The sequence below is a fragment of the Duganella sp. Dugasp78 genome (genome assembly GCF_059491455.1).
Genome location: NZ_CP168506.1, coordinates 3281005 through 3296766 on the forward strand (window position 1 = coordinate 3281005; position 15762 = coordinate 3296766).

General features: G+C 64.3%; 10 protein-coding genes. 7 read left to right on the top strand and 3 right to left on the bottom strand.

Going from position 1 to position 15762, the window contains the following annotated elements:
- Nucleotides 1–119: 119 nt before the first annotated feature.
- Nucleotides 120–869: a phasin family protein gene (locus ACEN9O_RS14575; RefSeq protein ID WP_495618238.1), complete on the bottom strand. Its 750-nt coding sequence runs from the start codon at nt 867–869 to the stop codon at nt 120–122.
- A gap of 259 nt (nt 870–1128) precedes the next feature.
- Here ACEN9O_RS14575 and ACEN9O_RS14580 point away from each other — a divergent pair, with 259 nt between their 5' ends.
- The 6 genes from ACEN9O_RS14580 to ACEN9O_RS14605 all read left to right on the top strand — a co-directional run bounded on the left by ACEN9O_RS14580 (nt 1129) and on the right by ACEN9O_RS14605 (nt 7253).
- On the top strand, nt 1129–1377 hold the full coding sequence (locus ACEN9O_RS14580; protein ID WP_495618239.1) for a DUF2164 domain-containing protein: 249 nt from the start codon (nt 1129–1131) through the stop codon (nt 1375–1377).
- Between the two features lie 25 nt (nt 1378–1402).
- A complete protein-coding gene (locus tag ACEN9O_RS14585; protein ID WP_495618476.1) occupies nt 1403–2677 on the top strand; it encodes an amidohydrolase family protein in 1275 nt (424 codons plus the stop codon).
- 85 nt (nt 2678–2762) lie between these two features.
- Entirely contained in the window at nt 2763–3284 is a 522-nt protein-coding gene (locus ACEN9O_RS14590; RefSeq protein WP_495618240.1) for a GNAT family N-acetyltransferase, read from the top strand.
- On the top strand, nt 3281–3799 hold the full coding sequence (locus ACEN9O_RS14595; RefSeq protein WP_495618241.1) for a GNAT family N-acetyltransferase: 519 nt from the start codon (nt 3281–3283) through the stop codon (nt 3797–3799). The genes ACEN9O_RS14590 and ACEN9O_RS14595 overlap by 4 nt, the downstream gene beginning before the upstream one ends.
- A 208-nt stretch (nt 3800–4007) precedes the next feature.
- On the top strand, nt 4008–5654 hold the full coding sequence (locus ACEN9O_RS14600) for a methyl-accepting chemotaxis protein (RefSeq protein WP_495618242.1): 1647 nt from the start codon (nt 4008–4010) through the stop codon (nt 5652–5654).
- A 93-nt stretch (nt 5655–5747) separates the two neighbouring features.
- A complete protein-coding gene (locus ACEN9O_RS14605) occupies nt 5748–7253 on the top strand; it encodes a putative bifunctional diguanylate cyclase/phosphodiesterase (protein WP_495618243.1) in 1506 nt (501 codons plus the stop codon).
- On the opposite strand, the gene ACEN9O_RS14610 is transcribed toward ACEN9O_RS14605, so the two are convergent.
- Together ACEN9O_RS14610 and ACEN9O_RS14615 are read right to left on the bottom strand one after the other, a co-directional pair.
- A complete protein-coding gene (locus ACEN9O_RS14610; protein ID WP_495618244.1) occupies nt 7237–10578 on the bottom strand; it encodes an alpha/beta hydrolase-fold protein in 3342 nt (1113 codons plus the stop codon). The genes ACEN9O_RS14605 and ACEN9O_RS14610 overlap by 17 nt on opposite strands.
- Nucleotides 10575–12425 (bottom strand): glycoside hydrolase family 13 protein, encoded by a 1851-nt coding sequence (locus ACEN9O_RS14615; protein WP_495618245.1) that lies wholly within the window; start codon nt 12423–12425, stop codon nt 10575–10577. The genes ACEN9O_RS14610 and ACEN9O_RS14615 overlap by 4 nt, the downstream gene beginning before the upstream one ends.
- 471 nt (nt 12426–12896) lie before the next feature.
- Between ACEN9O_RS14615 and ACEN9O_RS14620 the strand changes: the two genes are divergently transcribed.
- On the top strand, nt 12897–15617 hold the full coding sequence (locus ACEN9O_RS14620; RefSeq protein WP_495618246.1) for a TonB-dependent receptor: 2721 nt from the start codon (nt 12897–12899) through the stop codon (nt 15615–15617).
- Nucleotides 15618–15762: the final 145 nt, after the last annotated feature.

The window sequence follows — 15762 nt, forward strand, 5'->3', positions numbered from 1 at the left end:
ACATGCTAGCCGGACGTGCCCGGCACCTCGTCATTCCCGCGCAGGCGGGAATCCATACGGAGTTTGCCACGCACGCGGCCTATGGATTCCCGCCTGCGCGGGAATGACGGTGGTGGTGCTTATTTTTTGGCTTTGGTGCTGCTCAGCATGTCGAGCTGCTTGCCGGTCGGCTTGGCTTTGGCGGACGGCACGGACTTCAATTCCGGTTTGCTGTCGGCGGCGGCGACCACCGGCTTTGCAGGCGGCGCCGGGAACGAGGGCTTGGCGGCGGCAACCTTCACTTCGACCGGTGCAGCAGCTTCTTCGACCGGCGCGGCTTTCGGTTTGGGCATGGCCTTGGCGTTCGGCACGGCGGCCGTCTGGTGGGCCGCCGGCGTCGCGGCTTCGGCGACGGCCACTAGCGGCTCCGCCACGACCGGTTTGGCGACCGGCGCCACGGCAACCGGCGCCACTGCGGCAGGGGCGGGTGCAGCAGGCGCAGGGGCTGGCTTGACGCTGGCCTTGAGCGCGGTCACCGGCGCGGCGGCCAGGTCGGTGACTTGCTTGAGGGTGTTTTGTGCGCTTTGGATCAGCTCGTTCTGGGCGCCTGAGGCAATGCTGTACAGCTCGCGGCCATAGGCCAGCAGCTTGTCGAAGCTGGCCGGTTCGGCGGAGCTCAGGCTGAAGAATTCACGCGGGTCCTTGGCTTCGAGCAGCTTCTTGGCCGCAGCCGACGATTTTTCCACCGAAGCCTTGGTGGTGCTGATGTTCAGTGCGATGACCTTTTCCGCGCTGTCGACGGCGGTGCTGGCAAACGTGTTGAAGATCTTGAATTGGGCTTCCAACTGGGACTTCGTAGCTGCGGAAAACTGTTCGGTGATCGAAGACATGGTTTCTCCTGAGACGATTAAAATGTCGGTGTCGCTGTGCACGCTGCGCGCATTATGATGCATTGCAATATACCCATTCTAGCGGCGAACGTGGGGCTTGGAAAGTTATTTTTTGTGCTATGTCGCAAAGCCCGCAACAAGGAAACATGCTGCATGGACACAATTTGAATGGATCTTGATATATCGCAATGCGCCTGGGAAAAAAAGTCTGAATTAGTGCGCCGCAACAAGTTGTCGGATTCAATAAAAAAGGAAATGCATGGCCATCAAACTGAACAAGGAAGTCGAGCAGCGCCTGCTGGGATCCATCCAGCGCTACTGCGCCGAAAACATGGACGAGGAGGTCGGCGAACTGAAGGCGCGTCTGCTGCTCGATTATTGTTTGCGTGAAATCGGCCCGTCTGTCTACAATCAGGCCATCCTCGACGCCCAGGCGGCGATGCAGGACAAGATCGCGGAGATCGAAACGGTCTGCTACGAATCGGAATTTTCATACTGGAAGAAATAAGCCGGGAGCGCGGATGGATGCGGTGATCGAGACGGTAATCAGAAACGCCAACCTGGCCGACGGACAACGTGGCGTCGACGTCGCCATCGACCGCGGCCGCATCACCGCCATCGGGCCGGCGCTGCCGCTCAGGGGCGCGCAGGAGATCGACGCCGGCGGCGACCTGCTCAGCGCGCCGTTTGTCGACGCCCATTTTCACATGGACGCCACGCTGAGCTACGGCCTGCCGCGCGTCAACGCCTCCGGCACTTTGCTCGAAGGCATAGCGCTGTGGGGCGAGCTCAAGCCCGACCTGACCCAGCAGGCGCTGGTCGAGCGCGCCTTGCAGTACTGCGACTGGGCGGCCGCGCGCGGCCTGCTGGCGATCCGCTCGCACGTCGACATCTGCGACGACCGCCTGCTGGCGGTGGAGGCGCTGCTGGAAGTGAGGCGGCAGGTCGCGCCCTACCTGGACCTGCAACTGGTGGCCTTCCCGCAGGACGGCGTGCTGCGCAGTCCGACCGCGCTGGCCAACCTGAAGCGCGCCATCGGCATGGGCGTCGACGTGGTGGGCGGCATTCCGCACTTCGAGCGCACCATGGCCGACGGCGCCGAATCGGTGCGCATCCTGTGCGAGTTCGCCGCCGAGCGCGGCCTGATGGTGGACATGCATTGCGACGAGTCGGACGATCCGCTGTCGCGCCACATCGAAACGCTGGCCTACCACAGCCACCGCCTCGGCCTGCACGGCCGCGTGGCCGGCTCGCACCTGACCTCCATGCATTCGATGGACAACTACTACGTCAGCAAGCTGCTGCCGCTGATCCGCGAGGCGGGCGTGGCGGCGATCGCCAACCCGCTGATCAACATCACGCTGCAGGGCCGGCACGACAGCTATCCGAAGCGGCGCGGCATGACGCGGGTGCCGGAGATGCTGGCGGCCGGCATCGAGGTGGCGTTCGGCCACGACTGCGTGATGGACCCGTGGTACAGCCTGGGCTCGGGTGACATGCTGGAGGTCGCGCACATGGGCCTGCACGTGGCGCAGATGACGGGGCAGGACGCCATGCGCGCCTGCTACCAGGCGGTGACGGCCACGCCGGCGCGCATCCTCGGCCTGCGCGACTACGGCGTGGCGGTCGGCTGCCATGCCGACCTGGTGCTGCTGGACGCGGCCGATCCGGTGGAGGCGATCCGCCTGCGCGCGGCGCGGCGCATGGTGATGCGGCGCGGGCAGGTGATCGCCGAATCGCCGCGCGCGCAGGCGCGCCTGAACCTGCCGGGCCGGCCGCAGGCGGTCGACTTCCGGCTGGGCCGCTGAGCGACGGCGCACGCACCGGCGCGGGCTGGACTTGTCGCGTGAAATCCATGACAATTGAACATTGTTTATTCCGCCTGGAGCCGCCTTGAAAGAAATCGCCATCCGTCCCGCATCGGAAGCCGACTTCGGCGCCATGTGGGAGATTTTCCAGGAACTCATCGCCAGCGGCGATACCTATTACTTCGCCGCCGACACCAGCCGCGAAGATTGCCATGCCTACTGGTTTGGTCCCGGCGTGCAATCGTACGTGGCCATCCTGAACGGCGACCGGCTGGTCGGCATGTACCGCCTGATCGCCAACCAGCGCGACCGTGGCGCGCACGTGGCCAATGCCTCGTTCATGGTCAGCCCGGCGGCGCAGGGCGTGGGCGTGGGCAAGCTGCTGGGCGGCGACTGCCTGGACCGCGCCCGCGCGCAGGGCTTCCTGGCGATGCAGTTCAATTATGTGGTTAGCTCCAACGTCGCGGCCGTGCTGCTGTGGAAGAAGCTCGGCTTCGCCATTGTCGGCACCTTGCCGCGTGCCTATTATCACGCCCACCTCGGGTATGTCGACGTCTACGTCATGTACCAGTTGCTGGACGATCCCTCGCATTGGCCCGACGCATGAAAATACTCGACACCGAACGCCTCACCCTGCGCACCATCGAAGCCGACGACGCAGCGTTTTACTACGAACTGGTCAACGACCCGACCTGGCTGGAATACATCGGCGACAAGGGCGTCCGCAGCATCGAGGGCGCGCGCGACGCCATCCTCGAAGGGCCGCGCGCGATGCAGCAGCGGCTGGGCCATTCGCTGTACGTGATGGAGCGCAAGAGCGATGGCCTGGCGCTGGGCATGTGCGGCCTGATCAAGCGCGACAGCCTGGACGACGTCGATATCGGCTATGCGATCCGGCCCGCTCACTTTGGCCAGGGCTACACCTACGAGGCGGCCGTCGCCGTGGTGGCCTATGCGCGCGACCAGCTGCGCATGAAGCGCCTGCTGGGGCTGACCGCGCCAGCCAATGCCAAGTCCATCGGCCTGCTGCACAAGCTGGGCATGGGCTTTGTCGAGCTCAAACACCTGCCGCCCGATAATCGTCCTACCAACATTTATTGCATCGAGTTCCGCAACGAATGAACGGACGTTGCAACGGTGGGAATTCGATAGAATTTTCGCCGCCTTCGCTTGGTTTTTCCGATGCGTGGGCGCATCATGGAAGCAAGAATTAGAAGTTGCTTATTCCCTAAAAAACGGAAGCAATTCAAAAATATAAGTTAGACGACCGCGCGGTGGCAACCCGCGATAGTAAATCTTGTACGAATTGAATTTTTACCAGGGGGAAGATATGAAACTCGCCAATCTCAAGATAGGCGTGCGACTGGGCTTGCTGGGCGCTTTCTTTTTCGTCGCGCTGCTGATCGTTGCCACCGGCGGCTGGCGCGCGCTGGATTCCAGCAACGCAGGCAACGCCGTGGCCATGCAGCGCATGAAGGCGCTGACGCAGGCCATCGACATGGCGCGCAGCGCCCAGGTCGAATTCAAGATCCAGGTCCAGGAGTGGAAGAACACTCTGTTGCGTGGCAACGATCCCGCCAATTTCGACAAATACAGCAAGGCCTTCGTCAGAGGCGGCGAAACCACACGCGGCGAATTGCAAAAGCTGGACGCGTTGTTGACCAAGCTGAACCTGAAGACGCCGCTGGTGGAAGAGGCGATCGTCACCCAGAACGAACTGGTGAAGCGCTACATGGCGGCCCTGCAAAAATACGATCCCGCCAGCCAGGACAGCGCCCACGTGGTCGACGCGCTGGTCAAGGGCATGGACCGCGAGCCGACCAAGAAAATCGACGACATCGTCGCCTTCATCGGCAAGGAAACGCAGCGCATGATCGTCGAGATGGAGGAAGAGAACAAGGCGGAGCATGCACGCGCGATGCTGGTCATGGGCGTCACGCTGCTGGTCACGCTGGTGGTCGGCTGCGTCACGGTGCTGTGGCTGATCAAAAGCATCACCGTGCCGTTGAATGAGGCGGTCGGCATGGCGGAGACAGTGGCGGCCGGCGACTTGAGCAGCGAGGTGCGCATCAACAGCACCGACGAGATCGGCGCCTTGCTGGGCGCGCTCAAGCGCATGCAGGGCAACCTGAGCAACATCGTCGGCAAGGTGCGCGTCGGCACCGAGGCCATCCACGGCGCGGCGGTGGAGATCGCCGCCGGCAACCTGGACCTGTCGGGCCGCACCGAGGAGCAGGCCAGCTCGCTGGAGGAAACCGCGGCCGCGATGGTGCAGCTGACCACCACCGTGCAGCAGAACAATGTCAACGCGGCCGAGGCCTGCAAGCTGGCCGACACCGCCTCCAGCGTGGCGGCCAGGGGCGGCGACGCGGTCGAGCAGATGGTGCGCACGATGGGCTCGATCAACGAATCGTCGCGCAAGATCGTCGACATCATCGGCGTGATCGACGGCATCGCCTTCCAGACCAATATCCTGGCCTTGAACGCGGCGGTGGAAGCGGCGCGCGCCGGCGAACAAGGGCGCGGCTTCGCGGTGGTCGCTTCCGAGGTGCGCAACCTGGCGCAACGTTCGGCGGCGGCGGCTAAGGAAATCAAGGAACTGATCGGCGATTCGGTGGGCCGGGTGGAGGCGGGCAGCCGGCTGGTCGGCCAGGCCGGCGAGACCATGGGCGAGGTGGTGGCCAGCGTGCAGCGCGTGACCGCCATCATCGGCGAGATCTCGGTCGCCAGCGGCGAGCAGCGCGACGGCATCGAACAGATCAGCATCGCCATCAGCCAGATGGACAGCGTGACCCAGCAGAACGCGGCGCTGGTGGAGCAGGCCGCCGCCGCGGCCGACGCGCTGGAACAGCAGGCGGCCGGCCTGGCGGCGGCGGTCAGCGTGTTCAAGTTGCAGGGCCAGCCCCAGGCTTCGCACCCCACCTCGGAGGGCCGGCCGCGGCGCCTTCTGCAAGTGGCCGGTCATGGCGCCGTTTGATGTCGCTCAAGTGTGAGCGAGAAAGGTCTGGGAACTGCTCAGTGATTGATTATGCTTCACTTTTCCCCGGTACACCGGACGGAGAGGGACAGCATGAACAGCCTATTGGCAGTACTGGCCGGCATCGCGCTCAGCTTGTTGGCGCTGGGGTACGGCGAACTGCGGGTGCGCGCCCTGCGTGCCCGTTGCGCGCAACTGCAATCGGCGCTGGAAGCCCATCGCGACGCGGAAATGCGGCTGGACTACATCGCCCACCATGACAGCCTGACCGGCCTGCCCAACCGCCTGCAGTGCCAGCTGCAACTGGAACACGGCATCGCCTACGCGCGCCGCCACGGCAACCTGCTGGCGGTGCTGTTTGTGGACATCGACCACTTCAAGGCCATCAACGACAATCTCGGCCACGACGCCGGCGACCAGGTGCTGGTGCAGTTTGCGCAGCGCCTGCGCCAGTGCGTGCGCGAGGTGGACACGGTGGCGCGCCAGGGCGGCGACGAGTTCATCGTGCTGCTGACCGAATTGCGCAGCGCCCCCGATGCGCAGCAGGTGGCCGACAAGATCAACGCCGCGATCGCCGCGCCCTTCCTGGTGCATGGCGAAACGCTGGCGGTGGCGGCCAGCATCGGCATTGCCATCTATCCCGACGATGATGTCGAGATCGAAGCGCTGCTCGAGAAGGCCGACCTGGCGATGTACGCGGCCAAGCAGCGCGGCAAGGGCGCCGGGCTGCGCTTCGCGCCCAGCATGCAGGCCAAAGCCTATTCGCGGGTGGTGCTGGAGACCGCGCTGCGCCACGCGCTGGAGCACGGCGAGTTCGAACTGAACTACCAGCCCAAGCTCAACCTGCATGAGGAGAAGATCACCGGCGTCAAGGCGCTGCTGCGCTGGCGTCACCCGGAGCTGGGCCTGGTGATGCCGCCGGATTTCCTGCCGGTGCTGGAGGACAGCGCGTTGATGCTGCCGGTGGGCGCGTGGGTGATGGCGACCGCCGCCGCGCAGGCGCGGCGCTGGATGGAATTGGGCCATCCGCTGACGGTGTCGGTGCATTTGTCGCCACGCCAGTTCTACCAGAAGGATATCGTCCGCTGCTTTGCCGAGATCCTGCATCAGTCCGGCGTGCCGGGCCGCTATATTGAACTGGAAATCACCGAGGACATGCTGATCGATAAGAACCAGAATTGCGAGGCCGTGCTGCGCCAGTTCAAGCAGCTGGGCATGCGCATCTCGATCAGCGATTTCGGCACCGGCTATGCGTCGTTGAATTACCTGCGGCGCTTCCCGGTGGACCTGGTGAAGATCAACAAGTCCTTCATCGACGACCTGCGCCGCGCGGTCCAGCAGCCGACCGACCGCCTCAGCGACGGCCGGGTGGCGGACGAGGGGGCGATGGTGCGCGCCATCATCGCGATGGCGCATACCCTGAACATGCAGGTCATCGCCGGCGGCGTGGAAACCGGCGACCAGCTGAGCCAGCTGGCCGCGATGGGCTGCGACGAGGCCTTTGGTTTCTGCCTGAGCGCGGCCGTGTCGTCGGAGGACCTGGAGGCGCTGCTCGCCAACCGCTGGCGGCTGGCGGCGCCGGTCAGTGCTCCCGGCTAGCGGGGAAGAACCAGGCCAGCGGCCGTTGCACGCGAGCCGCCCACGAGCGCTCGTTGTGGATGGCCGCGTCGGCGGCATAGAACAGCAGGTCCTCATCCAGGCGGTAGCCCCGGGCCAGCATGGCGTCGCGCATTTTCAGCGTTTGTTCCAGGCCATCCTGGTCGGTGCCGGCGTCGAGGTAGAACTTGACCGGCTGGCGCGCCGGCGCCTTGGCGATCATCTCTTCGTTATTCCACCAGAACGAACTCGACACGCCCGCCGCCGCGGAGAACACGTCCGGCCGGCGCTGGGCGATGTAGACCGAGGCGATGCCGCCCAGCGAGGAGCCCATGATGGCGGTGTGTGCGCGGTCCGGCAGCGTGCGCAGATTGGCGTCGGCCCAGGGCTTGACGGTGTCGACGATGAAGGCCATGTAGGCATCGAGCTTGCCGCCGCCATACCGCGGATCGCAGCAGGGTGTGTATTCGGCGATGCGGTCCCTGGTGTTGTCGATGCCGACTACGATGGCCGGCGCGACGACGCCATCGGCGATCAGGCGGTCCATGGTGCTGCCGATTTCCCAGGCGGCGCCGTAGGCTGCGGTGGCGGCGTCAAACAGGTTCTGGCCGTCGTGCATATAGAGCACCGGATAGCGCTGTTGCGGATGGGCGTCGTATCCGGGCGGCAGATAGATGCGCAGGCTGCGGCTGTTGCCCAGCTGCGGTGAAACGAACTGCTCGACAATGCGGAGCGTGCCGGCCGGCGGCGGAGCCGGGATGGGCGATGCTGCCGAGATCGCCGAGGTGGCCGCCGCCATGCCGCGCGCCAGCGGCATGATGCGGATGCCGTGGATATCGAAGCGGTTCGACGGCCCCTTGACGCCGCCCGCGTCGACATAGCTGGAATTACTTTTCAGGTAGCTCATGTTGTAGAAATCGCTGAGCTCCATGCGGTAGCTGCCTGGCTTGAGCACGGCTTTCAAAGGAGTCGACCACGACGGCCCCGCGCTGGCTGGCGTATGCGGCAACTGCACCACCCCCTGCGCTGCGATGTCGCCGCTGCCATCCTTGAGCGTCATCCATTTCACGCCACCACTGATGCCCAGGTTGACCTGGTGCGCGGTGTTGCGGTACTTGAGCTGCAAGGCGTAGCTGCCGTCGCGCCCGACCTTGATGTCCTGCACCGCGAAGGTATCGGACGGCGCGCCCCAGCCGGCAATGCGGCCATCGGTGACGGCCACGCTGGACTGTACGCGCGCGTCGCCGGCGGCGATCTCCACGCCGCTGTTCAGGCACATCGGCGCGCTGTGGTGGCTGCGGTTGCCTGAGCTGGTATACATCGCCTCCACCGCATAGCACAGGTTATCGCTCTCGCCCTTGCCCAGCAGCGGGGCGCGGCGGTCGGCCCAGGTCTTGGCGGTGACGCGCTGCGTGGCCAGCTTGCCGTTGCGGTAGATGTTGTAGACCACACCCTTGCCGGCGCCTTCGAGGTACAGCGTCGGGAAATCGTAAGTGCCGCGTTCCAGCTTGACGATGCGCGGCTCCGGCGGCGAATACACCGCAGGATCAAGCGCCAGCGGCTGCGCGTTGACGCTGCGCTTGACCTGCTGTCCGGCGATCAGCTTGCCGAGGCGGATCTCGATGATATTCTCCGCAGCCAGCTCCGGCCAGGCCAGCGTGGCCGCGGCCGGCTTGCCGTTCAGCGCCACCGCATCGACTTCGTAGTAGCCGTCGCCGTGCGCGGCGGGCGGCAGCGACAGGCGCACCTGCAAGCGCTTGCCGCGCAGCGCGAGATTGTTCAGCGTGATCGTATCGCTGCCGGCAAACGCCTCGCGCCGCAACTTCGCTGTCACGAAAGGACGCAGCGCGATACCGTCATTGGTGGTGTGCACGCCGAACACGTCGCCCACCACCATGCCCAGATAAGCGCCGACGGACCACAGCTGCCGCCGCGAATCCACCACCGGCCCGCTCAAGTCGCCCTGCGCCTGCTTGTCCTTCAACAGCGGCTGGCCGGACAGCCATTCCAGGTTTTCCATGTTCGACAGGTTGAGCGCCGCGCCGCGCATCAGCGTAGCGTAGGCCGCGTCGGCGACGGCGACGTTGCCGGTCTGCGCCGCCGCCTTCAAACCGTAGGCCGTCACGAACGGCCAGATGGCGCGGTTGTGATAGATCGCCACGCCAGGCTGCTGCGGATAGATCACCGGCGCGCCCAGCGGGCCATGCGGATAATGTGCCAGGATGCTCTCGGCCTGCTGGCGGTCGGCGATGCCGGTGACGATCGCCAGCGATTGTCCCAGCCAGTCGTACTTGTACATCGCCGCGCCGTCGAAGTGGCCGGCGGTCAGACTACTGTACATGCCGGCGTCGGCCTGCCACAGGCGCTGGTTGATGGCGCGCTTCAGGTCCGCCGCCCAGGCCGCGTATTTGTCGGCCAGCGCCGCGTTGCCTTGTTCCTGCGCCAGCTGTGCGGCCAGTGTCAGCGCCTTGTAGTGGCCGGCGTTGGTGGACAAGGCCTTGGACGTCGCCATGCTCGCCAGGTCGCTTGCGATCCAGCCCGCGTAGCTTTGTTCGCGCCAGTCGAGGAAGGATTCCTCGCCGTTGTACAAGCCGTCGGCGGCGTCGTAGACGGCCAGCCGGTCGTTCTCCAGCGTGTTCGACAGGGCGCGCAACGCGGTCGCCGCGAAGGCCTTGCGCTCGTCCGGCGCCAACGCCTTCAAGGCTTCCTCGGCGCCGAAGGCCCAGCTGACGCGGTCCGTGCTGACCGGCCAGCTGCCGCCGCTGCCGGTGTCCTGGATGATCTGCAACCCGTCAGCGCTGCCGGCGGCATGCGCGCCAGGCCGCACGCCGTCGCGGTAGCCGGACAGCTTGAACTCCAGCGAATTGCGCACGCGGCGCGGGTCCAGCATGCCCAGTCCCAGCGAGGCCGCGTAGGACAGGTCGCGCGTCCACACGTAGTGCCACAGCTCGCCGGTTTCGAAGCAGTTGCAGGAGATGGCGTTGCCGCCGTTGTAGCTGCCGTCGCGGATCTCGCCCACCGAGTCCTGCTTCATCTCCAGGCCGGCCAGCGTGAACAAGGCGTCGAAGGCCAGGTTGCCGCTGCGGACGGACGGCTGTCCCTGTGCTTCGGCATAGCTGATCTCCTGCTTGCCGCCGTCGCGCACGCGCATTGTGGTCGATTGCGTGTAGCTGCGCAGCGCCGCGTTGGCGTCCGGTGTGGTGTAGCGCACGGTCTCCTGCTTGCCGTCCCAGCTTGGATAGCTGGTGCTCAGCGTGGTGGCGGCAGCCGCCATGGCGGGCATGGCCAGCAGCGATAAGGCGCCAAGGCGGCGACGGGCGAAACTCATTGTTCGATCTCCAGTATCAGCGCCGAGCGTGCGGGCAGCGTGACCTCGCCATCCAGCGCAACGCGCTTGCCGCTGATGACGTCCACACCTGCATGCGCGCCGCTCAGCATCTCGTGGAAGCGCGCGGTCTTCAGCACGGTGTCGGTGCTGTTCTTGTTCAAGGCTACCATGACTTTTTTGGCGCCGTCGTAGCGGAAGTAGACGTAGGTATTGTGCTCGGGGCCATAGTGCATCATCTTCCCGTGGTGGATCACGGACGCGCCCTTGCGCCAGTTGAACAGCTTCTTCACGTACGCCTGCGCGGCCGCCTGCTGCGCCGTCAGGCCGGCGCCGGTGAAGGCGTTGACGGCATCGCCGCGCCAGCCGCCGGGGAAGTCGCGGCGGTAGGACGCGTCGTCGCGGCCCTTGGTGGTGCTGGTCATCTGGATCTCGGTGCCGGCGTAGAACTGCGGGATGCGCGGCGCGGTCGCCACGAAGGCCATCGCCATGCGGAACAAGTTGTCGTCCGCATTGAGCTCGCTGTAGATGCGCGACATGTCGTGATTACCTTCGAACAGCACCAGGTTGCCGGCGTTCGGATACAGGTAATCCTGCGACAGCGTCTCGTACAGGTTCGTCAGGCCATGTTCGGCGCCGTCCGGCGCGGCGAGGGCGCGACGCATGGTGTCGGTCAGCGGGAAGTCCATCATGCTTGGCATGTGCGACTGATAGCCGTTGAAATTCTGCTTGCCCTCCTGCCAGTGCGCGACCACCGGTATCAGCGGCGTCCATTCCTCGCCCACTAGGTTCAGCTTTGGATACTCTGCCATCACGCTGCCGGACCAGCGGCTGAGGAACTCGGTGTTGGAGTAGCCATAGGTATCGACCCGCAGGCCCGACAGGCCCGCATACTCGATCCACCAGATGTCGTTCTGGATCAGGTAGGTCGCCACGTACGGGTTGGCCTGGTTCAGGTCCGGCATGCCTTCGACGAACCAGCCCTCGGTGAAGTTGCGCTTGTCCTCGTCCGACGCGTAGGGATCTTGCAGCGCCACGCGGTGATGCTCGGTCGGCACGAACTTGCCCTGATAGGTCAGCCAGTCCGGCGTCGGCATGTCCTGCATCCACCAGTGTTTGCTGCCGATGTGGTTGAGCACCACATCCTGGATCACGCCCAGGCCCTTGGCGCGCGCCTGCGCGACAAAGTTGCGGTACTCCTGGTTGCTGCCATAGCGCGGGTCGATGCGGTAGTGATCGGTGGTGGCGTAGCCGTGATAGGAGTAGGCCGGCGAGTTCGATTCCAGCAACGGCGTCGGCCAGACGGTGGTGAAGCCCATGGCGGCGATGTAGTCCAGATGGTCGGCCATGCCGCGGATGTCGCCGCCGTGGCGGCCGGAGGCGTCGGCGCGGTTGGCACGCTCGGTCATGCCGGCCGCATTGTCGTTGGACGGATCGCCGTTGGCAAAACGGTCCGGCATCACCTGATAGATGGCGTCGCTGCTGTTGAAGCCGATGCGCTGGGCCGAGCCGGCGATCCGGGCCAGCAACTGGTAGTTGTAGTGCACCGATTGGCTGCCGCGCTTGAACACCAGGTCCATCGCGCCGGGCGCCGCGTCGGGCGCGATATCCAGATTGATGAACAGGTAGTTCTGGTTGGCGACCCGCGCCACCGAGGCGATGCGCACGCCGGGGTAGGCCAGCGCCGGCTCCAGGTCGGCGATATGCGGCCCATGCACCATCAGTTGCAGCGTGCTGTTGTGCATGCCGGTCCACCACAGCGGCGGATCCATGTGTTCGATGCGGTAGGTATCGGCGTGGGCGATGAACGGCAGCGCGGACAACAGCGCGGCGGCGAGGGTTTTGTTCATTGAGTCTCCGTTAAGTAGTCGGACTACAGGTGCATTTTTATGGGCTTATCGTCGAGAATACTATGAAAGAGGGTGGGCATCAAATCGATGATTCTAGTTTTAATACAATTCCCGATGCCGTTGCGGTAAATATTGTTGTAAGGATAATTCTGGCCTGCGGCAGATGTCGGAAATGCTGCAAAGTGAAGTGGTATGAGGTCAAAAAATGTAGTTCCACTACACTATTGACCGTGGAGTGCTGTAGCCGAAATACAACGCGCATGGCATTTTCGCTGGGCGCTCACGGGCAAGCGCCCCTCTGGTGGCGTAGCTCGACTGAAGTTTGATTGACACAGAATCTAGTTTTAGTACAAAATTCTTTATAGAACGTCTTTTAGAACGTTTGCAATCCTTGGAACCCGTGTAGTCGATGGTGCGAGAGCAGGCTGTAGTTGTCGCGGGTATATTTTTAGATGAGTGAGGGGACATTTGATGATGAATTCCGCCAACCAGCGCGGCGCCAACTCGGCTCCGACCAGTGTTGCATTTAAGTTGAGCCCGGTAGCAGCCGGCTGTGCGTTGCTGCTGTCCGCCATTTCCGGCTCGTCCTACGCGCAAGACGCGACCGCCGGCCAGTCCGCCGACGCGCCTGTTACGCAAACGGTGAAAGTGTCCGGTATCCGTCGCGGTATCGAAGACGCTATCTCCGTCAAAAAGAATTCCGAATCCATCGTTGAAGCGATCTCCGCCGAAGACATCGGCAAACTGCCGGACGTGTCGATCGCCGAATCGCTGTCGCGCCTGCCAGGGGTGGCCGCGCAACGCGTCGCGGGCCGCGCCCAGGTGCTGAGCATCCGCGGCCTGGCGCCAGACTTCTCGACCACCACCCTCAATGGTCGTGAGCAGGCGTCCACCGGCGACAACCGTAGCGTTGAATACGACCAGTATCCATCGGAACTGATCAACGGCGCCGTGGTCTACAAGACCCCGGACGCATCGCTGGTCGGCCAGGGCCTGTCGGGCACCGTCGATCTGCAAACCGTGCGTCCGCTGGAATTCCCGGGCCGCACCATGGCGATCAACGTGCGCGGCGAGAAGAACTCGCTGGGCAAGCAAAACGCCGGCTACAAGGACAAGGGCTACCGCCTGAGCGGCATCTACATCGACCAGTTCAACAACCGCACCCTGGGTGTGGCGCTGGGCTACGCTCGTCTGGACTCCCCGGGCCAGTACCAGAAGTGGAGCAGCTGGGGCTACGGCTTCGACCCTAAGACCGGCAGCACCACCGGCCTGGCCAACTCCGGCAACGAAATCGACGCCGGCTCGACCAAGCAGACCCGCGACGGCCTGATGGCAGTGCTGCAGTGGAAACCGACCCGCGACTTCCAGTCGATGGTCGACACCTACTACTCGAAATTCGATTCCGACACCACCATCCGCGGCATGCAGTTCGGCACCGGCAACTGGATGGGCGACCTGACCTACGCGAATCCCGTGTTCGCCAGCTACGGCGGCACCCAGGTGCTGCAAAGCGCGACCGTCGGCGGCATCAAGCCTGTGCTGCGTAACGACCTGAACACCAACCGCGACAAGCTGTTCGCGATCGGCTGGAACAACAAGCTGCGCGTGAACGAAGACTGGACCGCCATCGCCGACTTCAGCTACTCGAAGGCGGACCGTCAGGACATGATCCTGGAAACCTACGCCGGCGCAGCCACCACCGACACCGCCAAGATCGTCCGCGACAACAACACCGGCCTGCCGCAAGTGACCACCGGCCTGAACTACGCCGACCCATCGGTCGTCAAGCTGAGCGATTCGGGCGGCTGGGGCCAGGACGGCTACGTCAAGTACCCGCAAGTGACCGACAAGCTGAAATCGGCCCGCTTCACGGCCAAGCGCAGCCTGGACGGCATGTTCAGCAACCTGGACGTGGGCGTCAACTTCACCAAGCGCGACAAGACCCGTCAATCGGCCGAGATGCTGGTTAACCTGAAGAACGGCCGCGCACCGATCGCCGTGCCTGCCAACCTGATCCAGGATCCGACCTCGCTGGGCTTCGCCGGCATCCCTGGCATCATGTCCTACGACATCATGGGCGCCGTCAACAGCCTGTACACGCTGACGCCTAAGATTCACCAGGACATCTACAACAAGGACTGGCTGGTCAGCGAGAAAGTCTCGACCGCCTACGCCAAGCTCGGCATCGACGACACCTGGGGTGTTCCGGTGAAGGGCAACTTCGGTGTGCAGATGATCCACACCAACCAGAGCTCCAGCGCGTTCAACGTCGACACCAAGAACCTGAACACGCCGCAGACCACGGAAGAAGGCACCTCGTACAACGACTTCCTGCCTAGCCTGAACCTGAACTTCGACCTGGGCAGCGAGCAGCACGTGCGCTTCGGCCTCGGCAAGACCATGGCCCGTCCGCGCCTGGACCAGCTGCGCGCATCGTCGAGCGCTTCGGTGGACACCACCAAGCTGCTGTGGACCGGCAGCGGCGGCAATCCTGGCCTGAAGCCATGGCGCGCCAACGCGCTCGACTTGACGTACGAGAAGTACTTCGACAAGAGCACCTACTTCAGCGCCGCGACCTTCTACAAGAAGCTCAAGACCTACATCTACGACCAGATCGTGCCGTTCGACTTCACCAGCTATCCTAACGATGGCGTGACGCCGAAAACCAATATCGGCACGCTGACCCAGCCAGCCAACGGCACGGGCGGTTCGATCAAGGGTGTGGAGCTGTCCGGTTCCATCGACGGCAAGGTCCTGTGGACTGGCCTGGACGGCTTCGGCGCCACCGGTTCGATTTCCCGCACCAAGAGCGAGATCGCCCCTGACGGTCCCGGCACCACCGGCGCACTGCCAGGCCTGTCGCGCACCGTGTCGAACGTGCAGGTGTTCTACGAGAAGTCCGGTTACTCGGCACGTGTGACCCGCAGCGAGCGCTCCAACTTCCGTGGCGAAGTGACCGGCTTCGGCGCCGACCGTACCTTCACCGACATCAAGGGCGCGGCGCAAGTGGACTTCCAGCTCGGTTACGAGTTCAAGGAAGGCCAGTACAAAGGCCTGTCGCTGCTGTTCCAGGTGATCAACGCGAACGATACCGCGTACCAGACCACCCTGAGCAACGGCACCCTGAAAGTGCCGGGCGAGTACACCAAGTACGGCCGCACCATGCTGCTGGGCCTGAACTACAAGATGTAATCCGGTCCGCTCCAAAGCACCCCCTGTCAGCAGCAGCCGGCAGGGGGTGTTTTTTTTTAACCCGCACAGCCATGCGGGGTCGGACCCCGCGGGGTCCGACCCCTAAGTGCTGGCGCGGGCCTGCCGCACAGGTGCGAGGGGTTTT